The sequence below is a fragment of the Enterococcus sp. NPDC086594 genome, assembly GCF_044746145.1.
In the GTDB taxonomy this organism is placed as follows: domain Bacteria; phylum Bacillota; class Bacilli; order Lactobacillales; family Enterococcaceae; genus Enterococcus_D; species Enterococcus_D entomosocium.
The window spans coordinates 33,773-60,318 of sequence record NZ_JBIVBP010000008.1 but is presented as its reverse complement, the minus strand read 5'-3'; the positions used below and the strand labels follow the sequence as shown (position 1 = coordinate 60,318).

Sequence of the window (26,546 nt, the reverse complement as noted above, 5' to 3'; positions counted from 1 at the left end):
GTGATTCTTTGTGCGGTCACTACGCTCCTTACAGTCGCCTAGTACTTTTCATCATCTGCTCTGTCTCACTACGTGAGCCAATCGCAGTGATTCTTTGTGCGGTCACTACGCTCCTTACAGTCGCCTAGTACTTTTCATCATCTGCTCTGTCTCACTACGTGAGCCAATCGCAGTGATTCTTTGTACGGTCACTACGCTCCTTACAGTCGCCTAGTACTTTTCATCATCTGCTCTGTCTCACTACGTGAGCCAATCGCAGTGATTCAAAGTAAAGGGAGAGGAAAGGTCTTTTTTTTGGCTTCCTTTCCTCTCCTATGGGGGTTATTTTAGTCGTTCGCGGTTTTCGGCCATTTTTTCAGTTTTAATGTCTTTGATTGCATCCCAGTTGTTTGAATCTAAGAAGCCTTCAAAGTCGGTTAGTGTGCTGTCAAATGTTCCTTCATCTTTTGAACGAATCAATGAGATGATCGTACTGTTGATTTTGGTTTTGATCGCTGTGTTTGAACGTGCTTCAGCAGTTCCGGCATCTGGATCCGTATTTTCGATCACAAAGTGTGGATACAATTTGCCTTCGCCCCATTCTTGCATTTGGGTCAACGCATTTTCGGTTTTGACTTTCAGTGCATTGACACGGTCGTTGTTAAAGTAGTTGAAACGGCTGATACCATATTTTTTGTTGTAGCCTTCGTTGTCGGTTTGTTCCATTTCTTTGATTTCTGGCAAGTAATCGATTTTGCCTTCATCGTTGTATTCATACGTCACGCCTTCAACACCGAATTTTGTCAAAATTTGTCCTGGTTCATCGATCAAGTACGTGAAGAGTTGGGTTACTTTTGCTGGATCCGCCGCATCTTTTGTGATGTAGTTGATCAACCAGCCAGAGATTCCTGTTTGGTTCAAGGTTGCTTCACGACCAGAAGTGCTGGCAGGTCCGTCGATTGCGATGTAGCGTGTGTCAGAGTTTTTCATGAATTCGGTGAAGTTCCCACCTTGTCCGCTCGTTCCTGCTACTAAGATCGTTGCATAGTCCCCTTGTTTTACTTTTTCATCATAGGTTGGACCGTCATCGGTAAAGCTGTCATCACTGATGTTGCCGTCACGATACACTTGATTAAAGGTTTTCAACCATGAGATATATTCTTCATCTAAGTTACGATCGTAGAAAGCACCATCTTCATCTTCTAACGGAACACCTAAGAAGTCTTGCAATTTATCTAAGAATGGTCCTGCTGTTTCGCCGATCGTTGTGAAGCCCATTGGTGTCAAATCAGGGAATTTCTCGCTGATTTCTTTCATGACTTTCACATAGTTTTCTGGAGTCGAAACATCTGGTTTGCCCAATGCTTCATAGACATCTTCACGGATCACAAAGTTATCGTTGACGGGAATATTGCCGCTTTCGTAGTCCGCTGCTGTGTTGGAATAGTTTGGATAGCCATAAGTTTTGCCATCATCTAAAGCAAACCATTTGAAGGTATCTTCGGTCACGACATTCATCAAATACGGATCGTATTGTTCCGCTAAATCGTTTAATGAGTATGCCCAGCTATCAGCTTTTGTGGCTGCTTGACTGGTTTTATCCATCAACGTCACGATATCAGGCATATCACCACTTGAAATCAAAGCATTTAATTTCGAATCATCACCTGAAATAAATTCAATATCAATGTTCAAATCTTTTTTGATTTGGGCTGTCGTCACATCTTCACCAAATGGCAAAGCTGTCCAGTCTGAATTGATGTACCATGTGATCTTGGTTGGTTCTTCTTTGGTATCGAGTTTCCATGCTGGTGTCTTTTCATCTAACTCATACCGATCTTTGATAGAAAAATCCGAACTGCTGGCATTGTCTGAGCTGCCGCCACATGCTGCTAAGCTAAGTAATGCTGATGCTGCCAATAAACCGCCTACTACTTTTTTCATGTCTATCCCTCTTTCTATTCTTTTACTGCACCGGCCATCATACCGCCGATAAAGTGTTTTTGAAGCAATGGATATATAATTAAAATTGGCACTGTCGTGATGACGATCGTAGCCAACTGAACCCCACGGGTCGTTGCTTGGACGATAAAGTCGGTACTACCGCTTTCAGTCATCGTACTCAAGTTGGATTGGACGATGATTTCATAAATCTTCATTTGCAGCGGATAAAGATACTCTTTTGTGATATACAGTTTTGTTGTCATAAAATCGTTCCATTGGCCAACCCCGTTGAACAAGATGATGGTTGCCAATGCCGGTTTCGTTAATGGTAAGAAGATTTTATAAAAGATTTGGAATTCACTTGCACCGTCGATCTTCGCCGATTCTTCGAGTGAAGGCGGAATCTCACGGAAAAAGTTCATTAAAATCACGACATCATAATAGCTGAACAAAGCTGGAATAATGTAGACCCAGAAAGAATCCAGTAATCCTAGCGAGCGAATCAGCAAGTACGTTGGAATCATCCCACCACTGAAGTACATGGTGATGACCCCCATCGTTGTATAAATGTTGCGGCCAACCAAGCGTGATTTACTCAATCCGTAAGCCACGATCGCACAAAACAAGGTATGGGTTGCAGCCCCAAGAACCGTTTTTAACACTGAGATCAAGAAGGCACGGGGGATACTTGCGTCGGAAAAAACTTTCCGATAGTTTTCCCAGGTAAAGCCTTTGGGCCATAACACGAGGCCGTTGCCCGCTAATCCAGAACTAGAAGACACGGAGGAAACCAAGATATTCCAAATCGGTACAATGATCATTAACGAGAATAAAATCAAGATCACGGTATTGAAGAAGTAAAACCACGTGTTTTCTTTTGCTTTTCTTTTGATCATGTTTTTTCCTCCTATAAGATAACTGAATTGCCGTTGTTCAACTTGCGGGTCACTCGATCCGTGATCACCAATAAGATGACGGAAATGACCGCGATCCCCAAGCCGACAGCAGTTGCATAAGAGAAATCACCTTGCGTCAACCCCATTTTATAAACAAAGGAGTTGATAACTTCTGAACGGTTTTGGTTCTGTGAATTCATCAAAACTAATGTTTGATCTAGGTTTGACCCTAAGATACCGCTCACATTCAGAATCAAGTTTAAGGAGATGATCGGTGTCAGTAATGGCAATGTGATCGAACGAATCTGTCTTAGCTTGCTGGCACCATCGATTCGTGCGGCTTCATAAAACGTTGGATCGATCCGCGACATACCTGCCAAGTAAAGAATCGTTCCCCAGCCGACTTCTTTCCATAGATCCGAAAGGACCGCGATCCACCAATATTTGCTTGGATCCAATAGATGATTGACCCCTTTGTCCATCAATCCTACGGACATCAACACTTGGTTGATAAAGCCGTTCGTTGACAGCCAAGAGATCATCATCCCACCTAGCACGATCCATGAGAAAAAATGGGGAATGTATGAAACCGTTTGAATAAATTTCTTCAAGCGGCCATCTTGCATTTCAAAAATCATAATGGCTAACACAATCGGGATCGCAAAACCTAATCCTAATTTCAATAAGCTGATGGCTAACGTATTTCTAACTGCTTCCCAGAAAAAACTGTCATTCATAATGATACGGAAATTCTCTAACCCAACCCATGGTGCTGATGAAATCGTGTCAATCACCGTATAGTTTTTGAAAGCGATTATAATTCCGTAGATCGGAATATAATTAAATACGATCATAAATGCCACGCCGGGAAAAACCATCCAGTGAAGCTGCCGTTGACTATAAAACTTTTGCAGTTTACTCATACACAAAATCTCCTTCTTTCTATCCTCGCAACACTACGTATATCTCCACATTTTGGTGAAACGTTTCTACAAAAAGATTATATCCGCTGCCATTCGAAAATGCAAGCCTTTCCAATTATTTTTTTCAGGTTTTCTTTTTTCACAAATTTCGTTGATTTCCTCACAAACACAAAAGCTATTATATCAGCCTTTTCATAAGAAATCATTTTTCCAAACACTTCCGTTTAATCAAATTTCACAAATAATGTATTTTTTCAACATCTATTGATTCTCAGAAATTATTAAAAAATAAAAAGAAACGTTTCACCAAAAGCACAAAAAAGCAGCAATCATCGTTGATTGCTGCTTCGTTCTAATCACTTCTTTGGGGATAGCCAAAATGGTCATAGGCTAACGGTGTTGCGATCCGCCCACGCGAGGTACGTTTCAAAAATCCTTTTTGGATCAAAAACGGTTCGTACATATCTTCCACTGTTTCAGTTTCTTCCCCGATATTGACAGCGATCGTACTTAATCCCACCGGGCCGCCTTGGTACAATTCGATCATCGTGCGGATCAATTTCTGATCGATATAATCCAAGCCAGCATGATCGACTGCCAAAAGTGCCAATGCCTGGTCAGCAACGGTGCGATCGATCAACCCATCTGCTTGCACTTGCGCATAATCGCGAACTCGTTTAAGCAAACGGTTGGCGATCCGCGGGGTGCCTCGTGACCGACGGGCGATTTCGATCGCCCCTTCTTCCACGATATCCGTTTCAAAGATGGACGCAGTCCGCTGCACGATCTCTTTTAAATCATGGTCTTCATAATATTGCATATGAGAAATGATCCCGAAACGATCCCGTAGTGGCGCCGAGAGCATCCCCGCCCGCGTCGTTGCGCCGACTAAGGTAAATGGCGGGAGCGGAAAATGAACTGGGTGAGCCGTTGTCCCTTGCCCCACCATGATATCCACATAAAAATCTTCCATTGCCGAATAAAGCATTTCTTCGGCGACACGAGGCAAGCGATGGATCTCATCGATAAACAGAACATCCCCCGGCTGCAGCTCATTCAAGATCGCAATCAAATCCCCTGGTTTTTCGATCGCAGGACCGCTGGTCGTCTTGATTTGGACCTGCATCTCGTTGGCGATCACCATTGCCATCGTCGTTTTCCCTAAGCCTGGCGGACCATATAAGAGGACATGATCCAACGCTTCTTCTCGATTTTTCGCCGCTTGGATATAAATCGAAAGCTCCTGCTTGACTTTGTCTTGTCCGATATATTGGGCAAGGGTTTGCGGACGCAAGGATTTTTCGATGATCTCTTCTTGTTCAGTACTTTCTGGCGAAACAATTCGTTCATCCATCGTCTACTTGCTCCTTACTTTTTCATCATCAATCGGAGAGCTTCCCGCAAGTACTCATCCGTCGATTTTGTCGTATTCGCCGCTAATTGTTTTTCGGCTTTCTTGACTTCTTTTTCGCTATAACCCAATGCTTTCAAGGCTTCCATCGCTTCATCTAAAGCAGTCGTTGCCACGCTTAGAGGAACGATCGCTTCTTCTCCAACCAGTTCAGCCACTTTGCCTTTCAAGTCTAGGATCATTTGCTGCGCCGTCTTTTTACCGACACCTGGGAACTTAGTCAAATAGTTGACGTCCCCATTTTCGACTGCTGTGATCAACCCTGTATGGTCTTCATTGGCCATAATTGCTAACGCACTCTTGGGTCCAATGCCTGAGACACTGATCAATTTTAAAAACAACTGCTTGCCTTCGATCGTGGCAAAGCCGTAGAGACTATGGGCATCTTCACGAATCACTTGGTGCAGATAGATTTTTACTTCTTGGTTTAACTTGCCGCTAAATGAATACGGATTGCCAAAAGCGATCTGATAGCCGATGCCATGGGTCTCAACGACGATATACGCCGGAAAGATATCCGTTACTTTCCCTATGATATATTCGTACATGTGCTTTCCTTTCTGTACATATGTTCCCTTTATTGTAGCACAGACGAGAGGGCAAAAAAAGGACTGTGAACGAAGGAAAAGGCTTAGCAGGAAACAAACGGAGGAAAAACCGTTGTTTCAGTCGCATTTTTTCAAACGAGACATGCTGCTGCATCTTTTTTTTCGCACACAGTTCCTAATACTTACTCAACGAGTGATTTGAATTCGCCATAGCCTTTTTCATCCATTTCTGCTAAAGGGATGAACTTCAATGCTGCCGAGTTGATACAATAGCGCAAACCGCCTTTGTCTTGAGGACCGTCTGAAAAAACATGTCCTAAATGAGAGTCAGCTTCTTTGCTGCGGACTTCTACCCGATGCATACCGTGAGAAAAATCGGCTTTTTCTTGAATATCTTGGCGACTGATCGGCTTCGAAAAGGAAGGCCAGCCACAACCGGCGTCATATTTATCAGTAGAAGCAAACAGTGGTTCTCCGTTGACGATATCAACATAGATCCCTTTTTCATAAAAATCATCATACTCGCCAGTAAAGGGGCGTTCAGTTGCATTTTCTTGGGTCACCGCATATTCGATCGGTGACAATTTTTCTTTTAATTCTTTTTTATCTGTCATTTTTTCACCTGCTTTCCCTCTAGACTCATCCTGTATGCTCTATCATGCCTTTTTTCTTAGCGAATGTAAAATGACTTGCTCAAATTATTTAAGGGTTTTGCAGCTTTTCCCAACGAGTCGTTGGTTCCGCAAAATGGTAAAACTGCGGTTGGTCTTTTGTATAGATTTCTTCGGTTAAGACAGCTTCTGGCAAGTTGCCAAATAACCCGGCCGCAAAAAAATAGGTGTGTGCTTCTTTGAGGTAAAAGAACAGACTCGAGCCGCATTGACTGCAAAATCCTCGCTGTGCCCACTTAGAAGAATCATAACGTCGCAGCCACTTCGCTCCTTGAAGAGCCATCTGGTTCTCAGAACATGGCGCAAGAGCAAACATCGGTCCGCCGTGAAATTTCTGGCAGAGACTACAATGACAAACCGTGATTTCTTTCGAAACTCCAGTCAAGTCAATCGTGACTTTGCCGCAAAGACAACTACCAGAAACATCCATCCTTATTCCTCCTCCATAAACTCTTGCAACAACTGATAGACCGTAGTGACAGGAAACCCTACAATTGTATAAAAATCGCCGTTTATCGATGAGACAAATACTTTGGCCGCCCCTTGGATCCCATAGGCGCCCGCTTTGTCTTGGTACTCATCTAAGACAAGATATTGGTCGATCTCTTGATCCGTCAAAGGACGAAACACAACTTCCGCCGAAACCACTGCTTGGCGCTGTTGTTTGCCTTTTTGTAAAACGACGGCGGTATGCACCCAATGGGTCCGTCCGTTCATTTTTCGTAACATCGACCGAGCATCTTCACGGTCGGCTGGCTTTCCTAAGATTTCTTCATCCACCACGACCGTGGTATCGCTCGCGATCACCAGATCTTCAGGATATGCTTGCGTAATAGCCGCCGCTTTTTCTGCTGCCATCCGTTGGACATAAGGGATCGCCGCTTCGTTTGGTCGGACCGACTCGTCGATATCCGCTGGTATGACCGCAAATTCCGGGACTAACTCCGCTAATAATTCTTTGCGTCGCGGCGACTGTGAAGCCAAAATAATCATTCCATGCCACTCCTTGCTCGATGAGGATCTTGAATCCGTTTGAACATCCGCTCCATGTCGCTGTTGGTGAAATGGATCAGCACCGGGCGACCATGGGGACAGTTGAAGGGATTCTCGCATTTCGCTAAATCTTGCAACAAGATCCGGGCTTGTGCTTCATTCAAATAATGATTGGCTTTGATGGATCGTTTGCAGCTCATCATGATCGCGGTTGCTTCACGAAACTTTTTGACACTGACACTTCCTGTCGTCAATAACATATCGATCATTTCGCGGATGATGGCTTCTTCTTCACCGCTAGGGTACCACGTCGGGTGCGCTCGGACGATGAAACTATTGGTCCCAAAAGATTCCAGATGGATCCCGACTTCTACCAGCTTGTCACTTTGTTCTTGTAATTGCAGTGCATCGCTGTTGGGATAATCCAAAACGATCGGCACTAACAACTCTTGCAGGTCATTGGTCACTTCGCCGATTTTTTCGCGGTAATACTCATATTTGATTCGTTCTTGTGCCGCATGCTGGTCGACGATATATAGCCCCGCCTCGCTTTGGGCAAACAAATAGGTCCCATGCATCTGCCCAAAATAATCCAGTTGGGGAAAACGCTCCTTCGCTGGTTCTTCTTCCAGCAACCGTTCGACCGTTTTCAGGTAGTTGCGGTCATCCCCATGCATTTCCGGGTGCAGAGTCGCTTGATTTTGCAGATCTTGCGCCGTAAGCTCTGGCGTCTCTTCCGAGAGAAAGGCTGGCGCTTCTAGCAGCGGCGCTTTTGTTTCCATCTGATCTTCCACAAATGGTTTTCGGACAGGCTTATTTGGCAGCGTCTCTTCCAAACTGCGAAAGGTTTCCTCGGTTTCTTCCAACAGGTTTTCGCTAGATTCCTGTGGCATTTCTGGAAGTTTTCCACCTTCCTCCACAGGTTTTTCCACAGAGTTATCCACAGTCTGTTGATAAGTACTGCCCTGAACCTCAAATTTCCCGGTTTCCCGATTATAAGACAAACCAGAAGTCGAATTTCCTGCTGACTCCAGTTCCAAGCCAAGCTGCTGGGCTTTTGGCTGATCGGCAACTTTTTTCTTAAACCGCAGATTGTCAGCCGCGTTAGGAATCAAATTGATTTCCCGCAGCGCCTCATTGATGGCTTTACTGATTAGTTTCGTTAGCTCTTCTTCTTTTGACAAACGAACTTCTTGCTTAGTCGGATGGACATTGACATCGACTAGCAAGGGGTCCATTTTGATTTCAAGGACAGCTAATGGAAAACGACCGACCATCAATTTTGACCCGTAACCGGCTACGATCGCTTTATTCAAAGCAAAGTTGCGAATATAACGACCATTGATGATCGTGGATAAATAGTTGCGGCTGGCTCGGGTGACTTCTGGCAGTGACACAAAGCCAGTGACTTTAAAGTCGAGGTCCTCAGTATCGATCGCAATCATTTTTTTGGCCGTTTCCACTCCGTAGATCCCGGCGATGGTTTGTTTTAACTGCCCACTTCCAGTGGTGCTCAACATCTTATTGCCTTCATGAACGAGGCGAAAAGCCACTTCTGGATGGCTCAGGGCGATCCGATTGACGATATCGCCGATGTTCGCAAGTTCCGTTTGCAGCGTCTTGACATATTTCAAACGTGCCGGTGTATTGTAAAAGAGGTTTTCGACAGTGATCTTGGTTCCTTGTCGCAAGTTGGCAGGCAGATGCTCTTCAACAGCGCCGCCTTTTAAGCGCACAAAGGAGCCTTGTTGGGCACCTTTGACTGCCGTTTCAATCGAGAGGATCGAAACCGAAGCGATACTAGGCAAAGCTTCCCCGCGAAACCCGAGGGTACGTATTCGAAACAAGTCATCTCGATTGTGGATTTTACTGGTGGCGTGGCGTTTAAAGGCAGTCAAGACATCCTCTTCTGCAATTCCTTCGCCATTATCGATGACTTGGATTTTACGCAAGCCTGCTTCTTCAATAAAAATATCGATTTGGGTACTGCCGGCATCCACGGCATTTTCAACTAATTCTTTGACGACAGAAGCCGGTCTCTCAACAACTTCTCCTGCCGCGATTTGGTTCGCCAGACGTTCGGATAGCTCTTGGATCTTTCCCATCTGCTGACCTTCTTTCTAAATTCGTTTTTGCAGCTCGTACAATGTATTCAGAGCATCCATCGGGGTCATTTCCAACAGATTCAATTTCTTCAATTGATCGATGACGCCGATTTCTTCCGTAGATACTTCACTAAACAACGACAACTGCTGACTTTCTTCGACGACTGGTTTTGGCTGTACCGTCGGTTCATGTTCTTCCAGCGCTTTTAGGATCGTCGCTGCGCGCTGTAAGAGTGCACTTGGCAGTCCAGCGATTTTGGCTACATGGATCCCATAGCTTTTATCTGCGGGTCCTTCCATCATCTTATGCAAGAAGACAACTTCGCCTTCTTTTTCAACGGCACCGACATGGACATTGCGTAAGTGTGCCAATTCCTCATCTAAAACCGTCAGCTCATGATAATGGGTGGAGAAAAGTGTTTTGGCATGAACTTCTTTGTGGATATATTCAATGATGGCTTGTGCCAATGCCATCCCATCATAGGTCGCAGTCCCGCGCCCTAACTCATCAAACAAAATCAAGCTGTTAGGCGTTGCATGACGCAGCGCTTGGTTGGCTTCCATCATCTCTACCATAAACGTACTTTGACCGGCGATCAGGTCATCGCTGGCACCGATGCGAGTAAAGATCCGATCAAAAATCGGCATCTCTGCAGATTGTGCCGGTACGAAACAGCCGATCTGCGCCATAATGACTAGCAAGGCAAACTGCCGCATGTACGTACTTTTCCCAGACATATTTGGTCCTGTGATCAACAGGATCTCTGTTTCTTCATCCATCACGATACTATTTGGAATGTACTCTTGGTGACCAAGGACTTTTTCCACTACAGGATGACGGCCATCGATGATCGATACTGCTCGTTTTTTCGCTACTGTCGGCCGCACGTATTGGTAGCGTTCCGAAACCGTGGCGAAACTTTGTAAGACATCGACCGCACTGACGGCTTTGGCTAACTTTTGTAGACGGGTGATACTCTTTTTCACTTCTTCACGAACATCAAGAAAGAGGCGATATTCCAAATCCACCGATTTTTCTTCGGCTTCTAAAATCAAAGTCTCCAGTTTTTTCAACTCGGGTGAAATAAAGCGTTCCGCATTGGCTAAGGTTTGCTTGCGCTCGTAGCGAGAGGTATCTAAATTCACTAGATTGGCTTTCGTGATCTCAATGTAATAGCCAAAGACGCGGTTGAACCCAACTTTCAGGTTTTTGACCCCCATCGCTTGACGTTCGTTGGCTTCTAATTCCGCCAACCATTGCTTGCCGTTACGCATCGCCGTACGGTATTCATCTAATTGTTGATGGAACCCGTCTTTGATGATGTTGCCTTCTGTGATCTGCAACGGGGCATCTTCATCGATCGCCGCTTCGATCAATGCAACCAAATCATCTAAGGGCGTTAATTCCAGCAGCAAGTCATTCCACTCGCCACGGTTGATCCCCTGCAGCAATTGCGCGATCAAAGGCACTTGCTCCAAAGAAGATTTCAACTGCAGCAAATCGCGGCCATTGACATTTCCGAAGGCGACCCGTCCGACTAGGCGTTCCATGTCATAGACTTTCGTCAACGCTTCTTGCAGATCTGCTCGCTCAAAGAAACTGTCCAGTAACGATTGGACCATTTCTTGGCGGGCAGTGATTTTCTTTGGCTGGATCAAGGGACGATCCAACCATTGCTTTAACAAACGTCCCCCCATTGCGGTCTTTGTCTCGTCCAGCAACCACAAAAGAGTCCCTTGTTTTTTTCCGGTTCGAATCGACTGCGTCAATTCTAAGTTGAATTTGGAATAATGATCCATTTTCAAGGCATGATCCGGCTGATATTCCACGGCTTGCTGAATGTGGGCTAAACTGCGTTTTTGGGTGATCGCCAAATAACTTAGCAATTTCCCTGTGACTACTTTTTCTAACCCTTGGGAGAGAGGTTCCGTTAAAAATTGAAATTCGGCATTTTCTTCCAACGTTTCTTGCTTAGAAAACACGACATTCAAGCGATTGGACAGCATCGTTTGCAATGATTCAGGAATCTCGCTGCACAAAACGACTTCTTTCGTTTGCAGAGCGGCGGCCTCATTGACGACGGCTTCTTCATCTTCCAATTGCGCTGCTTTTAATTCACCGGTACTTAGATCGACATAGGCAAAGCCAAAACGCTCCCCTTGCTGCAAAACAGCTGTTAAAAAGTTGTTTTCTTTGGCGGATAGGCCTTTACTGTCCATCACCGTTCCCGGCGTGATCAGTTGAACGACTTCGCGTTTGACCATTCCTTTGGTGGTTTTTGGGTCTTCCACTTGCTCACAAATCGCTACTTTGTAGCCTTGCTCGATCAAGGTGTCGATGTAATTGCTGGCGGCGTGGTAAGGCACCCCACACATAGGGATCGGTTCCTCCGCATTTTTGTTGCGGCTGGTTAACGTCAGTTCTAAAATTTGTGCTGCCTTGACAGCATCCTCATTAAATAATTCATAGAAATCTCCTAAACGATAGAATAAAAAAGCATCTTGGTACTGAGCCTTGATGCTTAAATACTGTTCCATCATCGGGGTATTTTTAGTTTTTTGAGGCATTGGTTTCATCCTCCTCGATGGCTTTATTCATTTTCTTTTGGATCTCCGTCGTGACATATTGCAGCAATTCATCTGCTTGCAGTAACGCTTGTCGATAAGCAACCACTAAGGGGTGCTGCTCGTATTCGTTTGTCAATGACGCATAACGCTGCTCCGCAGCTTTTTTTGCTTCGGGTTTCTCATAATGCTCAAATTGAACGATTTCTTTTTGCGCTTGCTTCAGCGCTTCTTCCAACTCCAGTAGCCCTTGGTTTTGCAAGGCTCGTACTTGAATTTCTTGAAATTCTTGAACGATCGGATGATTAGACAAAAGCTTTTGCAAAGCAGCCAACTCTTGGGCAACGTTTGATTCTTTGGTTAATTGCTCTTCCATGCTTCTCCTATTCTGTAAACGGGCGATCTTCACTGATTTGGATCGGACGGATCGATTTTGCTTTACCAGTGGCTTCATCAATCTCAAGCAAGCAAGCCGACAAAATACTGCGGCCTTTTTCAATCACTTCAAACCGTTGCGGCAACGCCGTCAAAAATTTTTCAATGACTGGTTCGCGTTTCATTCCCAAAATCCCATCATAAGGACCAGTCATGCCGACATCTGACAAATAAGCCGTTCCTTGGGGCAAAATCCGCGCATCGTTGGTCTGTACGTGGGTATGCGTGCCGACGACTGCCGAAACTCGGCCATCCAAATACCAGCCCATCGCTTGTTTTTCGCTAGTAGTCTCCCCATGAAAATCCACAAAGATAAACGGTGTACGTTTGCGGGCAATCGCAACCAATTCATCCATTTTGCGAAACGGATCATCAAGGTCTACCATGAACGAGCGAGCTTGCATGTTGATCACCGCCAACTCAATGGTGTTGACTTTCACAAACACCATGCCGACCCCCGGTGTTCCCTCTGGAAAATTGGCTGGACGAATCATTTTCTTCGCATCGCCAATAAATTCAAAAATGTCACGGTTGTCCCATGTATGATTGCCTAATGTCACGACATCGACACCATCTTGCAAAAATTTCTTATAAATTTTACCCGTGATCCCACGACCCGCCGCCGCATTCTCGCCGTTCGCGATCGTCACCTGTGGTCGATACGCCTTCTTTAATTTGGGAAGGTACTCCGTGATTGTTTCTCTTCCTAATGAACCAACTACATCTCCAATGAATAATACCCGCACACATTTTTCCTCTTCTCTTTTAGCTTCTTTTCTATTATAAGGGTTTTGGTCCAGAAAAAAAAGGTTCTTTCACTTGCTGTTCTTCCTTGCAGCAAAACAAAAAAACACGCTAGACTTTTTCGCTTTAGTCTAGCGTGTTGCCGCGTTCTCTAGGAAACGGTAGTGTCTTCTTTCCCGACATGTTCCACGATCGCCACGATCAAATCACGGGCTTTTTCCATCGCTTCCACGGTAATAAATTCATACTGGCCATGGAAGTTTTCACCGCCAACAAATAAGTTCGGTGTTGGAATGCCTTTATAGGTGATTTTCGAGCCATCGGTCCCGCCACGAAACGGCGCTTCGATCGGTGTCACACCAATCGCTTGCATCCCTGCTCGGGCAGCTTCGATACTGCGGGGATCTTTCTTGATCAAATCCCCCATATTGTAATATTGGTCATACAGCGTATAGGTGATGCGTTCTTGCCCATAGGCTGTGTTCAATTCGTCAATGATCCCCACGATGTTAGCTTTTCGCTGTTCAAAAAGCATATGATCGTGATCACGAATGATATAAGAAACTTCTGCTCGACCAATATGTCCCGTCAAATTGTGCAGTAGGTAAAAACCTTCATACCCGCGGGTGCGTTCAGGAACTTCCTCTGCTGGTAAGGCATCGTCGATTTGATGCGCGATTTTCAAGGCGTTGACCAAACGACCGTAAGCAGTTCCAGGATGCACACTCGTACCATCAATCGTTATATCAATACGAGCAGCATTAAAGGTTTCATATTCCATATGCCCCACACGACCACTGTCCATCGTGTAAGCAAATGCCACTGGAAAATCCGCCGCATCAAAGCGATCAGCGCCAGTCCCGATCTCTTCGTCAGGCCCAAAAGCGACCCAGACATCGCCACGTTTATGCGCATCCATCGTTTGTAAGATCCGCAGCGCGTCAATGATCTCTGCGATACCAGCTTTATCATCTGCACCCAGCAGGGTCGTTCCATCCGTTGTGATCAGCGTTTCGCCGACATAGTCTTTGAGATTAGGAAATTCAGCAGTTGTCATATAAATGGCTTTTTCTTTATTTAAACAAACATCCTTGCCATCGTAATTTTCATGGATCTGCGGCTGAATATTTTCAGCTTCGAAATCTGCCGTGTCTACATGGGCAATAAAGCCAATCGCCGTTTTTTCAGGATTACCAGGTAGACGTCCGATCACAAAACTATTCTTTTCATAGTAAGCAACATCCGCTACCCCCATCTCGATCAACTGATCTTTCAATAAAAGATCCAACTCAACTTGTCCCGGTGTCGTTGGGATGGTCTGACTCGTCGCATCTGAGCGAGTATTCATTTTTGCATAGGTCAAAAAATCCTTTAAGATTGCTTTCAATTCTGCACGTCCTTTTTCTTCAATTCTTCTACTATCTTTATAACGACAAGGGACGATTGTCCGTTTCGTGGATCACTTGTCGAAAATCAGCAAAGCCAGCTGCTAACCCCCGCAACAAGATTTCTGCCGTTCCCATATTGGTAGCTAAAGGAATCTCGTACACGTCTGACAAGCGAATCAATGCCGTTACATCTGGTTCATGGGGTTGTGCGGCTAAAGGATCGCGCAAAAAGATCACCATGTCCAAGTCATCTTGCGAAATCATGGCGCCAATTTGCTGATCTCCTCCCAGCGGCCCTGATTTGTAGCGGTGGACAGGCAACTGGGTTGCTTCTTCGATCCTCTTCCCCGTAGTTCCTGTTGCGAAAAGTTCATGCTGCGCTAAAATTTCTCGATAGGCAGTCACTAATTTTACCATTACATCTTTTTTTCGATCATGAGCAATCAATGCGATTTTCATTTGCTGCATTCCCCCTTTTTTCTATTGTACCAATTTATTTTCTTTGCGACCGAGAAAAAACAAAAAAACATAGCACAGATGCCGTAAACCGACTGTGCTATGTCTAAAGGATTCCTTTTTAAATCAGTTGTAATTCTTTCAAGGCTAACCAGATGCCATCTTCATCATTGCTAGCGGTCACCATATCTGCGACTTGTTGGATCTCAGGGACCGCATTGCCCATTGCCACACCGACACCTGCGGCAGTCAGCATTTCACGATCATTTTGGCCATCACCAAAACAGATCACATCTTCTTGCGCTATCCCTAATTGTTCCGCGACGCACAGGATCGTTGCTGCTTTGGAGCCTTCTTTTGGAACGACATCCACACTGTTTTCATGCCAACGCACAAAACGCAGTTTGCTGTATTTCTCGTCAAAGAAATGCTCATACTCTTTTCCGTAAAAAGCCAATGCTTGATAGACTTCTTTTTCTTCGGGAAAATCCATGTCCAACTCAGGAAGTTGGGCACCAAAAGAATGCATCGCTGCTTCCATTTTAGCAATATCCAAAGAAGACGCTCGTTTCGCTGTATCCATCCCGACAAATGCCGTGTCGATCCCAAGCTCTTGGGCTTCTGCCACGAAAGCAGCCAATTGCGTTTCATCGAGTAAGTTTTTATACACCTGCTGATGCGAAAGAAAAGCAGCTGCGCCATTACATAAAATGTAATTATCAAAGGACAACGAACGAATAATATCTTGAGCGTGGAAACGACTGCGTCCAGTGGCAACGGTCACGAAATGGCCAGCATCTCGTAAAAGATCAAGGGCTTTTAGCGTACTGTCTAGTGGCTGTTTGTTCGAGTCAAGCAAGGTTCCATCAATATCAAAGGCAAAGAATTTCCGATTCATAAAAGGTTAAGGCTCGCTTTCTATTAAGAAGTAACTAAGATTTTGGTCTTGGTTGCGGTCATTTTTACAAAAAACAGCAAGAAAAACCGTACATACTTATTCTTAACATAAATAGGCGCTGATTTCAACGCTCCGTTAAGGGATGATGGCTTCTTCCTGGAGAAATGTTAGAGAAAAGAAAAAAAAAGAAGCATCGCTGCTTCTTTTGGTAGGTTTTAATTAGTCGACATAGGTCGATTTTGAGTTGTTCAACCATGCATAGCCCAGCCCCATGACCAAGCCACCGCCGATATAGTTACCGATAAAGGCAAAAACTAAATTATGGATCACACTGCCGACAGTCATACCTGCCAAGTGTCCGCCTGAAGCCCAGAAAGCTAAGGTAAACGCTGGGAAGTTAGCAATAACGTGTTCGAATCCTAAGAAAGCAAAGATGAAGATGATGAAAATGATTGCTGCAACTTTTCCGGCATCGTCTTTCATCCGCATGCTTACTAGCACAGCTGTGTTTACAACGATATTGGCGAACATCGCTTCTACTAAAATTTGGATGGTCGATTTTTCTAATTTCGCAGTGATCGAGGTCAGCATAAAGTTGTCTGCGGTCAGCCCTTGAAAAGGACCTGTCAGTGCAACGATTGAGCCGAAAATCACCCCGCCGATCAAGTTGAACAAGACACACGTAAGCAAAATTTTCAATGCCAAAGGAATACTTAGACGTTTACGGTAAACCCCAACAGTCATATACAACATATTTGATGTTCCTAATTCTGCGTTCATATAAAGAATCATGACTAAAGACCAGCTAAACATAAATGCATATAGAATTTTCCCTAACCCGTGAACCATCGATTCACCTTTCATAGCGATCGCAAAAGCAATAGCTGTTCCGAGGGTCAAGAATAAACAAGCCATCATCGCACGTACAGCGTAACGCAAATAACTACTCTTGATCAGATCGATTTTCTTTTCTATGGAAGAATCGATCTTCTCAAATAATGGGGATACTGGATTCATTTTTTCTACTCCTTTTATGAATAATTTCACTTCGTTATCATTTGCACAATACTTTCATATTCTAATGACGAAAAGCTGTTTTGTAAAGAGATATTTGAAAATATAAGTAATTAATGAAAAATTTCAAGATTTGTTTTCATCAAATCCAAAGCCAGCTCCATCTTGACTTTTGCCCCTAGTTTGTCGTATACTATTCCTTGTGTAAAATAATGCAGCAGGAAAATAACAGCTCGTCACCAGTTCGTTGCCCCTCGGGTGCAATTGCGTAACCGCGGCTGCAAAGGTGAAGATTGAAGAACGAACTGCACGAATGTGAGTTTTTCAACGGATTATTTTACTCCAAACTATTTTATTGGAGGAACTAAATTATGTCTCGTTATACAGGACCATCATGGAAAATTTCTCGTCGTTTAGGAATTTCTTTATCAGAAACTGGAAAAGAATTGGCACGTCGCCCTTACGCTCCAGGACAACACGGACCAAACAGCCGTGGCAAAAAATCAGAATACGGCATGCAATTAACTGAAAAACAAAAATTGCGTCATATGTATGGCATGAACGAACGTCAATTCCGTACATTGTTTATCAAAGCAAGCAAAATCAAAGAAGGTAAACACGGTGTTAACTTCATGATCTTGCTAGAACAACGTTTAGATAACGTTGTTTACCGTCTAGGTTTAGCAACTACTCGTCGTCAAGCACGTCAATTAGTAAACCACGGTCACGTTTTAGTTGATGGCAAACGCGTTGATATCCCTTCATACCACGTTGAAGTTGGACAAGTCATCAGCGTTCGTGAAAAATCACAAAACATCTCAACAATCAAAGAAGCAGTTGAAGCAACAGCTGGCCGCGCGTCATTTGTAAGCTTTGATAGCGAAAAATTAGAAGGTTCATTAACTCGTTTACCTGAGCGTGATGAATTGTCTGCAGAAGTTGACGAAGCACTAGTCGTTGAATTCTACAACCAAAAACTTTAAGATTTCAACCGACACGATTCCTTTTTGGAATCGTGTTTTTTTGTGGAATCAACAGATTTACTGATCCTCTTAAGAAGACCCTTGAAAAAATACCAAAAAAACCGACAATGATACATCGCTGTATTCATTTGCCGGTTTTGTTCCTATTATTAGATAAAGTTCGCAACAGATTCGCCTTCTTCTTGCTTTTGGCGATAATTAAACATGAGCAGCTCTGTTTGGCGTCGTTTGAAAATGATCTTTCGTAAGTTTCGTGGCACGAATTTACGAATGTCTTCTTCATTGTACCCCACTTGGAGCTTGTTCTCATCTAAGATAATTGGCCGTTTCAATAAGTTCGGGTATTGTTCGATCAATGAAAGCAGCTCTTCTAGCTTCAACTCTTCTAAATCGATGTCTAACTTTTGGTACACTTTCGAACGAGTAGATATAATGTCTTCCGTTCCATTTTTTGTTAAAGAAAGAATCTCCATTAGTTCATCACTATTTAATGGATCGCTAAAAATGTTTCTCTCTTTAAATGGCAGTTCATTTTCGGTCAACCATGCACGGGCTTTACGACATGACGTACAGCTGGGTGTTGTATATAGTGATATCATTTGTTTATTCTTCCTTTCTCTTTGATGTACTTCGATTTTTTGTGTGGTGCTCAACCTTCGATTTGATCGATCGTTTCCTGTTTGACGATATCGGCGATTCGAATATTGATCTCTTTAACTTTTAAAGAAGTCAAGCGACTGATTTCTTCTAAAACCACTTCTTGGACTTGCGCAAAGAGTTTAGGGATATCTTTGCCGTAAGCCACGATTACTTCCAAATCAACTGCAACCTCTTCTTTGCCAACTTCCACATCGATGCCAGAAGCGACTTGCGACTGTTCTTCAAGGTTTTCGGTCATATCTGAAAGAAATCTGCCATTTACACTAATCAAGCCATCAATTGACTGCAAAGCGACACCAACAATTGTTTCAATGACTTTTTCTTCAAAGGACAGTGGACTTGCTTGCGCTGCTTCATTAGACACATTCGTTGTTTGCTGATCGTCAGTCATTTTTCACACTCCTTGGTTAAATAAGAAAGGATACTAGAGACATCGCAAAGTCGCATACACGACCTTGTCTAAAGTGGATATTCCTCTTGGGAATTTTTTTCCCTACCTTTCTAGCATAAATTCTTTTTGTTTTTTTTACAAAGAAAAACACTTGTTTTCGGAATAAATTTATCGTGCAAGATAAAATGAATGCGCTAAAAAAATCTCAAAGCATAATTTTCCTGAAATGATTCGTTTTTCTTGACAAAAAAAAGAAAGCAGCTACACTGCTCTCTTTTATTCTTTGTTATTTTGACAAGGCATCTAATGGATCAATCAGTTGATGCCGGGCTAAACTAGGTGAAAGACTAACTTCAAAATGCAAGTGAGGACCTGTACTGTTCCCCGTACTTCCCATGGAAGCAATCACTTCGCCTTGTTCGACCGTTTGACCGACTTCCACTAAATTGCGATGATTGTGCGCATACAATGTCGTCAGCCCATCTTTGTGCTCGATAGCAACATAATTCCCCCATGAAGAATGATACTCTGAGCGGATCACCGTTCCTGAAAGACTAGCCATGATCGGCGTTCCTTGCGGGGCGGCGAAGTCCACTCCACGATGAAACCCATTGCCTCGTGGACCAAAGACAGAAGAGACAACTGGATTGCTGACAGGATAGATCATCTGTTCGCTGCCTGTCGGTAATTCTGGTTTCTCTTTGTCATAACTCGTCAGAGCATATGCTTCGATCAGCGCATTTAGCTTCTCATTGTATTGTGTATCTGATGCATAACGCCCGGTCAGATATTCCGTGGCATCTTCATAAGACTCCGTTTCTGATTTCCAAACACCTTTATAAAAATTCGGATTGTGGTCCAATCCTTCTTTCAACAATTTCGCATAATCTTTCAAAGAAGATTCGATACTGTCATATTGGCGAAACGTGGCATGAACTGTGTATAAATTACCGGAACCATCGTCTTCTTGCGTTTGGAAGGAAATCCCATTCCCTTCATAAAGTCCCTTAATACCAAATAGGTTATAAAAAGGCTCCTGGCTCAGACGACTTCTTCCGCTACCAGACTCTAAAATCGCTTGTGCAATCATGACCGATGCGTAAAGATCTTCTTCTTGTCCAACTTTACGAGCATCTTCTCCAATCTCCATAATAAAGTCCCACGTTTCTTTGACTGGCGTGACTTCAAATTTTGCTGGCTCATCTTCTTGCGGCGGCGTTACCGTCAACTCTGGTACGTTCGGTACTTCTTTGATGTCAGGCGAAGGCTGGCTTGGTGTTGATTCTTGCTCTGGATTTGGTGTTGTCTCTGGTTCTGGGTTTGGTGCTGGCTCTTCTGGTTCTGGCGCCGGCTCAGGTGTTGGTTCTGGCTCTGGATTCGGCTCTAGATCAGGATTTGGTGCCGGTTCTTCTGGTGTTGGTTCTGGTGTCGGGGTTGGTTCCGGTTCTGGCAATGGTTCTGGTGTTGGCTGTTCAGGAACAGGTGTTGACTCTCCTGGAACTACTTCGCCGTTTTCTCCTGGTACCGTTGCGGCATCTTCAGGGACCAAGCCCATTGTTGGCCCGTTCACTCCCGGAACCGTTGACTCAGCTGTATTTTGACCAGCAGTAGACTCGCTCGTTAAAACAGCCGCAGCCGCTGATACTGGCAGCAATGTTGAAAATTGACTGGTAATAATGGCAATTGCCATCCATTTCTTTATTTTCATTCGTGAACTTTCCTCCTTTATTCCTCCCTCTATCATACAAAAAATGCAAGAAACTTTGTAATCAATTTTTGCATTCCTATATGAAAAAGGAGAAATACTTGATTTTTCTAACGAATGAATGATCCAAGCCATTCATTTGCTCTCTAGTAAAAATACGCAAAAACAGCTCAATACCATCTTTTCAAATGTCCAAAACAAAAACAGCAGCGAGCGTCCTCCCTGCTGTTTTGATCTATCTTGACTCTATATCGATATATTCGCGATCATTTGACACTTCTTTATAGGCGGGGCGCATGATTTTTTGTGCGTTGACCAGCTCTTCGATCCGATGGGCGGACCAACCAACGATCCGTGCAATAGCAAACATTGGTGTATACAGTTCTTCTGGTAGATCCAACATGTTATAAACAAACCCGCTGAAAAAGTCGATATTGGCACTGACTCCTTTGTAGATTTTGCGCTTTTCATTGATGACTTGAGGAGCAATGCGTTCGACCATCGTATACAATTGATATTCTTGCCAAGCTTCTGATCCTTTTTCTTGTGCCAGTTTGGCTACATAATTTTTAAAGATCGCCGCACGGGGGTCGTTGTCGCTGTAAACCGCGTGGCCCATGCCATAAATCAATCCTTTACGGTCAAATGCTTCTTTATCTAGGACTGCTTCCAAATAAGTGCGGATGGCCTGTTCATCGGTAATATCAGCAACGTTGCGCTTCAAATCTCCCATCATTTCCGTCACTTTGATATTGGCGCCACCGTGTTTAGGTCCTTTCAAAGAACCTAGCGCTGCAGCAATCGTTGAATAGGTATCCGTCCCACTGGAGGTAACGACTCGTGTCGTAAAGGTCGAATTATTCCCGCCGCCATGTTCCATATGCAAAACAAGTGCCATATCCAATGTTTGGGCTTCTTGGAAGCTATATTCTTTCGTTGGACGCAGCATAGTCAAAATCGTTTCAGCTGTACTCAACTCTTCGGTCGGGCGGTGGATGTACATGCTCTCCCCTTGATTGTAATGATTGTAGGCATGATAGCCGTAGATTGCCAAGAGCGGAAAGACACTGATCAGCATCAGACTTTGTTCCAATACATTTTCAATGCTGATGTCATCTGCTTGAGGATCATAACTTGCCAGTGTCAAGATACTGCGAGATAAACTATTCATGATATCAGAAGAAGGTGCTTTCATAATGACGTCACGAACAAAATTGGTCGGCAAAGTACGTTTTTCTGCTAATAGGCAATGAAATGCCGCAAGTTCTGTTTTGTTTGGCAGTTCGCCGAAAAGTAATAAATATGCAATTTCTTCAAAGCCAAAACGTTTCTCATTGACGAACCCTGCTACTAACTCATTGATGTCAATTCCGCGATAACGCAGCTCGCCACAAGCTTCAACTGGCTTGCCAGCAATGATTTTTTCTGGATAAATGGTGGAGATCGTCGTAAGACCTGCTAAGACCCCCGTGCCATTTAAATCCCTCAGTCCACGCTTTACATCATATTCTGAATAAAGATTCATATCTATCAAATTGTATTTCTGACATTGCGATGCAAGATAGGACAATTTCTCTTTCTTTTCTAATCTTTCCACGGTGATGTTACCTCCAATCTTTCTACAAACTATCGACTACAATGTTATTTAACCGTATACAAACATCGTTAAAATAGTCATCCTATAAAATCGTTGCTTTTTAACAAACTTTCACACATTATAGCACGATGTTCAGAAAATGAAATATTTTTCATAAATTTAATTGATTTTTTAAATTATCAACGTATAATTATTCCTAATAAGTACGATTATCTTCGTAAAAAGGAGGATTCTTATGAAGTGGCAAACTCAACTTACCGTCAATGACACCCAATACACGTATATTGACTTAGCGAAAATCACCCAAGACTTAGGGGCTGATTTATCTCGCTTGCCCTACTCCATTCGAGTTTTATTGGAAAGTGTTGCTCGTCATCAAGACGAGGAAATTACAGAGGATTATTTACCATTTTTAGCGAATTGGCAGGCAGAAAGCCCTACCGGTGTCGTGCCATTCAAACCAGAGCGGGTCGTCTTGCAAGACTTTACTGGGGTGCCTGCAGTTGTTGATCTGGCTGCCATGCGGGATGCGATGGTCGCTTTAGGCGGTGCCGCAGAAGACATCAATCCTGAGATCCCCGTCACACTCGTCGTCGACCACTCTGTGCAAGTCGATCAAGCCGGTACGCCTGGGGCGATCGCTTTTAATACGGAGCGGGAATTTGAACGCAACGCAGAACGCTATCAATTCTTGAAATGGGCACAAGGTTCTTTCGACAATTTCGAAGTCGTTCCGCCTGAAACAGGGATCATTCATCAAGTCAACATCGAATCATTGTCTGATGTGATCTTGCAAAAAACACACGAAGACCAACGTCTGCTGTTTCCTGATACATTGCAAGGAACCGATTCTCACACCACGATGATCAACGGTTTGGGGGTCCTCGGTTGGGGGGTTGGCGGTATTGAAGCGGAAGCTGCGATTCTTGGCGAACCTTCTTTCTTTCCTACACCTGAAGTCATCGGGGTGAAATTTATCAACGAGATGCCTGCAGGTACCACAGCAACCGATTTAGCACTAAAAGTAACCGAAGTGCTGCGGATCGAAAAAGTGGTTGGAAAATTTGTCGAATACTTTGGCCCGGGCTATGGTCATTTGAGCTTAGCCGATCGGGCGACATTAGCGAACATGGCCCCTGAATATGGTGCCACTTGCGGTTTTTGTCCGATCGACCAAGAGACCTTGAACTACTTGGCAACGACCGGGCGCTCCAGCGAGCTGATCGAACTCGTTACCGCTTACGCCAAAGCCAACCATTTCTTTTATGATGAAACGACCGTGCCGACCTATACTAAGGCGATCACCATTGATCTAGCAGAAGTTCAGCCGGCATTAGCGGGCCCCAAACGCCCGCAAGATCGGATTTTGCTTCCAGCAGTCCGTCAGGATTTTGAACAATCAGTCACGGCAGCCGTTGGTCCCAAGGGCTTTGGACTTTCGGAGGATGAATGGCAAAAAGAAGCCAGCGTTACTTGGCCAGATGCTGCAGCAGACAAATTAGAGACCGGCGATATCGTTTTGGCGGCGATCACTAGCTGTACGAATACTAGCAATCCTTTCGTCATGCTCTCTGCAGGCTTATTGGCCAAAAAAGCCATTGAAAAAGGTTTGACCGTCCCTCGTACAGTCAAAACCTCCCTTGCACCTGGCTCCCAGATCGTGACCACCTATTTGCAAAACAGTGGTTTGCTGCCGTATTTAGAGCAACTCGGCTTTTATTTAGTGGGCTACGGTTGTACCACCTGTATCGGAAATTCCGGTCCTTTAGAAGCGCCGGTCGCTGAAGCAATTGAGGCGGAAAATCTACTGGTGGCGTCGGTTCTGTCAGGCAATCGGAATTTTGAAGGAAGAATCCATCCACAGATCAAAGCCAATTATTTGGCTTCGCCGCCGTTAGTTGTTGCCTATGCGATCGCTGGCAGCACTCGCAAAGATCTTACAAAAGAACCATTAGCTATCGTCAATGACGAGCCGGTGTATTTGTCTGATATTTGGCCTAGCAATGAAGAAGTCAATACTTACGTTCAAGAATACGTCGGACCAGAAGCATTTCGCGCTGCCTATGAGCATCTTTTTGATGCCAATGAACGCTGGAATGCGATCGAAACCACCACGAGCGCATGTTATGAATGGGAGGAACAATCTACTTACATTGCTCATCCACCCTACTTTGAAACATTGACCAAAGAATTGCCTAAACCAGATGTCTTAGCCGATCTGAAAGTCTTGGCAAAATTGGGTGATTCCGTCACCACTGACCATATTTCTCCTGCCGGCAGCATCAGTATGGATTCTGCAGCTGGAAAATTTTTACAAGAAAAAGAAGTTCCGTATCGTGAATTCAATTCCTTTGGTTCGCGGCGCGGCAATCATCAGATTATGATGCGGGGGACTTTCGGCAACATCCGTCTGCAAAACCAGCTGGTTCCTGGCAGCACTGGCAGTGTCACGCATTATTTTCCAACTGGGGAAACCTTGTCGATATTTGACGCCGCTATGAATTACCAAAAAGCCGGCCAAAGCTGTATCATTTTAGCCGGTAAAGATTATGGCATGGGTTCTTCTCGCGACTGGGCCGCCAAAGGAACACAATTGTTAGGCGTTAAAGTCGTTTTAGCAGAAAGCTTCGAACGGATCCATCGCAGCAACTTGGTCATGATGGGGATCATTCCTCTTGAATATCTGGCTGGTGAAAGTGCCACCTCTTTTGCCTTAGATGGCAGCGAAACATTCTCGATCGCTTTGCCAGAAGAGCCAGCGGTCAAGCAGCTGGTCGAAGTCACCGCTCAACGGACCGACGGAGGGACTGTCTCCTTTATGACCCGTCTACGCTTTGATGCCCCGGCAGATATTCGCTATTGGAAGCATCAAGGAATTTTGCCAATGGTCATTCGAAAAAAAGCGGAATTAGGAGGAGCTGCCCATGTCTAACCAAACAACCCATGAAGCAACGACGATCACCATTCCTTACATTGCAGGAGACGGCATCGGTGCCGAGATTTGGCAGGCTGCGCAACCTGTGATTGATGCAGCTGTGAATAAAGCTTATGACAATCAGCGCCACATCGAGTGGCTGGAAGTTTTCGCTGGAGAAGCCGCCTTTGAACAGACAGGGGAATGGCTGCCGCAAGCAACCATCGATACGATCAAGGCCCAGCAATACGCCTTGAAAGGACCGTTGACTACCCCGATTGGCGAGGGCTTTCGCTCCTTGAATGTCACCTTACGGCAGACGCTGGATCTTTATGCCTGTGTCAGACCTGTTCGCTATTTTACAGGGGTCCCTTCGCCTTTAAAACAGCCAGAAAAAACCGATATGGTGATCTTTCGCGAAAATACTGAAGATGTTTATGCTGGCATCGAATTTGCCAAAGACGACGACGCAACACAGCGTTTGATCCAGACACTGCAAGCAGACTTTGCCGTCAAGGCGATTCGTTTTCCTAAAACTTCCGCTATTGGCATCAAGCCGATCTCTTTAGAAGGCAGTCAGCGCTTGATCGCTGCTGCCATTGAGTATGCGATTACTCAAAAGCGGCCCACGGTGACACTGGTGCATAAAGGCAATATCATGAAATTTACAGAAGGCGGCTTTAAAAACTGGGGCTATCAGCTTGCAGAAACCACGTACGCCGACCAGTGTTTTACAATGAATCAATACAACAAAATCAAAGCAGAAAATGGTTCAAAGGCAGCCGAAGCCGCCCTTGCCTCGGCCAAAGCGGCTGGAAAGATCGTTGTTAACGATGTGATCGCCGACAACTTTTTACAGCAGATCCTTTTGTATCCAGAAAAATTCGATGTCATTGCCACTTGTAATTTGAACGGCGACTACATTTCTGATGCACTCGCTGCACAAGTTGGCGGCATCGGGATCGCCCCCGGCGCCAATATCAACTACGATACTGGGGCAGCCATCTTTGAAGCTACCCACGGAACGGCACCGGATATCGCAGGACTTGGCAAAGCCAATCCCTGTTCACTGCTGCTATCGGCGTGCATGCTATTAGAACATTTGAACTGGCCGGAAGCTGCTGCAATACTGACGCAAGCCATTGAACAAGCCTTGCAAAATCAACACGTCACTGCCGACTTCGCACAGTTGATGCCCGAAGCGGTCTGTTTAACGACACAAGCGTTTGGTGAACACCTCCTTCAGCTGATCCATTCGTAAACTCAAGCTGTGATTGAGTCGGCATTTGCCTGCTCAACCGCAGCTTGATTGCGTTTCCACCTTCT

Annotated in this window: 23 protein-coding genes; 3 read left to right on the top strand and 20 right to left on the bottom strand. The window is 44.6% G+C overall.

The genetic code is table 11. From position 1 onward, the window contains the following. Positions 1-321 precede the first annotated feature (321 nt). The 16 genes from ACIPK1_RS12425 to ACIPK1_RS12350 all read right to left on the bottom strand — a co-directional run bounded on the left by ACIPK1_RS12425 (position 322) and on the right by ACIPK1_RS12350 (position 16,973). A complete protein-coding gene (locus ACIPK1_RS12425; protein ID WP_061053659.1) occupies positions 322-1,923 on the bottom strand; it encodes a hypothetical protein in 1,602 nt (533 codons plus the stop codon). A gap of 14 nt (positions 1,924-1,937) precedes the next feature. Then, positions 1,938-2,819: a carbohydrate ABC transporter permease gene (locus tag ACIPK1_RS12420; RefSeq protein WP_005227173.1), complete on the bottom strand. Its 882-nt coding sequence runs from the start codon at positions 2,817-2,819 to the stop codon at positions 1,938-1,940. A gap of 11 nt (positions 2,820-2,830) precedes the next feature. Next, complete coding sequence (locus ACIPK1_RS12415; RefSeq protein WP_005232388.1) at positions 2,831-3,742, bottom strand: sugar ABC transporter permease; 912 nt, start codon at positions 3,740-3,742, stop codon at positions 2,831-2,833. Positions 3,743-4,094: 352 nt separating this feature from the next. Beyond that, on the bottom strand, positions 4,095-5,096 hold the full coding sequence (gene ruvB, locus ACIPK1_RS12410) for a Holliday junction branch migration DNA helicase RuvB (protein ID WP_301389418.1): 1,002 nt from the start codon (positions 5,094-5,096) through the stop codon (positions 4,095-4,097). 14 nt (positions 5,097-5,110) lie between these two features. Next, positions 5,111-5,701: a Holliday junction branch migration protein RuvA gene (gene ruvA / locus ACIPK1_RS12405; protein ID WP_005232405.1), complete on the bottom strand. Its 591-nt coding sequence runs from the start codon at positions 5,699-5,701 to the stop codon at positions 5,111-5,113. Positions 5,702-5,883: 182 nt separating this feature from the next. After that, positions 5,884-6,315, bottom strand: coding sequence for a peptide-methionine (R)-S-oxide reductase MsrB (msrB, locus tag ACIPK1_RS12400; protein ID WP_008376288.1), 432 nt, complete (start codon positions 6,313-6,315; stop codon positions 5,884-5,886). 88 nt (positions 6,316-6,403) lie between these two features. Further along, on the bottom strand, positions 6,404-6,802 hold the full coding sequence (locus ACIPK1_RS12395; RefSeq protein ID WP_008376290.1) for a GFA family protein: 399 nt from the start codon (positions 6,800-6,802) through the stop codon (positions 6,404-6,406). Between the two features lie 2 nt (positions 6,803-6,804). After that, complete coding sequence (locus ACIPK1_RS12390; RefSeq protein ID WP_016619623.1) at positions 6,805-7,365, bottom strand: nucleoside triphosphate pyrophosphatase; 561 nt, start codon at positions 7,363-7,365, stop codon at positions 6,805-6,807. Further along, complete coding sequence (gene mutL / locus ACIPK1_RS12385) at positions 7,362-9,470, bottom strand: DNA mismatch repair endonuclease MutL (RefSeq protein ID WP_301389419.1); 2,109 nt, start codon at positions 9,468-9,470, stop codon at positions 7,362-7,364. Before mutL ends, ACIPK1_RS12390 begins: the two co-directional genes overlap by 4 nt. Positions 9,471-9,485: 15 nt before the next feature. After that, a complete protein-coding gene (mutS, locus tag ACIPK1_RS12380; RefSeq protein ID WP_301389420.1) occupies positions 9,486-12,038 on the bottom strand; it encodes a DNA mismatch repair protein MutS in 2,553 nt (850 codons plus the stop codon). Continuing rightward, the gene (locus ACIPK1_RS12375; RefSeq protein ID WP_008376299.1) at positions 12,022-12,411 is read right to left on the bottom strand and encodes a YlbF family regulator; all 390 of its coding nucleotides are present in this window, start codon (positions 12,409-12,411) and stop codon (positions 12,022-12,024) included. The genes mutS and ACIPK1_RS12375 overlap by 17 nt, the downstream gene beginning before the upstream one ends. A 7-nt stretch (positions 12,412-12,418) precedes the next feature. Then, entirely contained in the window at positions 12,419-13,216 is a 798-nt protein-coding gene (locus tag ACIPK1_RS12370) for a TIGR00282 family metallophosphoesterase (RefSeq protein WP_010748642.1), read from the bottom strand. A gap of 149 nt (positions 13,217-13,365) precedes the next feature. Further along, on the bottom strand, positions 13,366-14,601 hold the full coding sequence (gene pepT, locus ACIPK1_RS12365) for a peptidase T (protein ID WP_086332919.1): 1,236 nt from the start codon (positions 14,599-14,601) through the stop codon (positions 13,366-13,368). A 37-nt stretch (positions 14,602-14,638) separates the two neighbouring features. After that, complete coding sequence (locus ACIPK1_RS12360) at positions 14,639-15,061, bottom strand: methylglyoxal synthase (protein ID WP_008376307.1); 423 nt, start codon at positions 15,059-15,061, stop codon at positions 14,639-14,641. Positions 15,062-15,179: 118 nt separating this feature from the next. Beyond that, positions 15,180-15,956 carry a Cof-type HAD-IIB family hydrolase gene (locus ACIPK1_RS12355; protein WP_005227160.1) on the bottom strand — a complete coding sequence of 259 codons (777 nt, stop codon included), beginning with the start codon at positions 15,954-15,956 and terminating at the stop codon, positions 15,180-15,182. A gap of 219 nt (positions 15,957-16,175) precedes the next feature. Beyond that, complete coding sequence (locus ACIPK1_RS12350) at positions 16,176-16,973, bottom strand: formate/nitrite transporter family protein (protein ID WP_005227159.1); 798 nt, start codon at positions 16,971-16,973, stop codon at positions 16,176-16,178. Positions 16,974-17,341: 368 nt separating this feature from the next. On the opposite strand from ACIPK1_RS12350, the gene rpsD reads away from it, so the two are divergent. Further along, complete coding sequence (gene rpsD, locus ACIPK1_RS12345) at positions 17,342-17,953, top strand: 30S ribosomal protein S4 (RefSeq protein ID WP_005227158.1); 612 nt, start codon at positions 17,342-17,344, stop codon at positions 17,951-17,953. A gap of 149 nt (positions 17,954-18,102) precedes the next feature. Here rpsD and spx read toward each other — a convergent pair whose 3' ends face one another. The 4 genes from spx to ACIPK1_RS12325 all read right to left on the bottom strand — a co-directional run bounded on the left by spx (position 18,103) and on the right by ACIPK1_RS12325 (position 22,306). Then, complete coding sequence (gene spx / locus ACIPK1_RS12340; protein WP_008376310.1) at positions 18,103-18,552, bottom strand: transcriptional regulator Spx; 450 nt, start codon at positions 18,550-18,552, stop codon at positions 18,103-18,105. Positions 18,553-18,602: 50 nt separating this feature from the next. After that, the gene (locus ACIPK1_RS12335; protein ID WP_086299010.1) at positions 18,603-19,004 is read right to left on the bottom strand and encodes an Asp23/Gls24 family envelope stress response protein; all 402 of its coding nucleotides are present in this window, start codon (positions 19,002-19,004) and stop codon (positions 18,603-18,605) included. A gap of 286 nt (positions 19,005-19,290) precedes the next feature. After that, entirely contained in the window at positions 19,291-20,712 is a 1,422-nt protein-coding gene (locus tag ACIPK1_RS12330; protein ID WP_301389421.1) for a peptidoglycan DD-metalloendopeptidase family protein, read from the bottom strand. 232 nt (positions 20,713-20,944) lie between these two features. Then, on the bottom strand, positions 20,945-22,306 hold the full coding sequence (locus ACIPK1_RS12325) for a citrate/2-methylcitrate synthase (protein WP_016619617.1): 1,362 nt from the start codon (positions 22,304-22,306) through the stop codon (positions 20,945-20,947). Positions 22,307-22,541: 235 nt separating this feature from the next. On the opposite strand from ACIPK1_RS12325, the gene acnA reads away from it, so the two are divergent. After that, a complete protein-coding gene (gene acnA / locus ACIPK1_RS12320; RefSeq protein WP_301389749.1) occupies positions 22,542-25,238 on the top strand; it encodes an aconitate hydratase AcnA in 2,697 nt (898 codons plus the stop codon). Then, positions 25,231-26,481 (top strand): NADP-dependent isocitrate dehydrogenase, encoded by a 1,251-nt coding sequence (icd, locus tag ACIPK1_RS12315; protein WP_086332916.1) that lies wholly within the window; start codon positions 25,231-25,233, stop codon positions 26,479-26,481. The genes acnA and icd overlap by 8 nt, the downstream gene beginning before the upstream one ends. Positions 26,482-26,546: the final 65 nt, after the last annotated feature.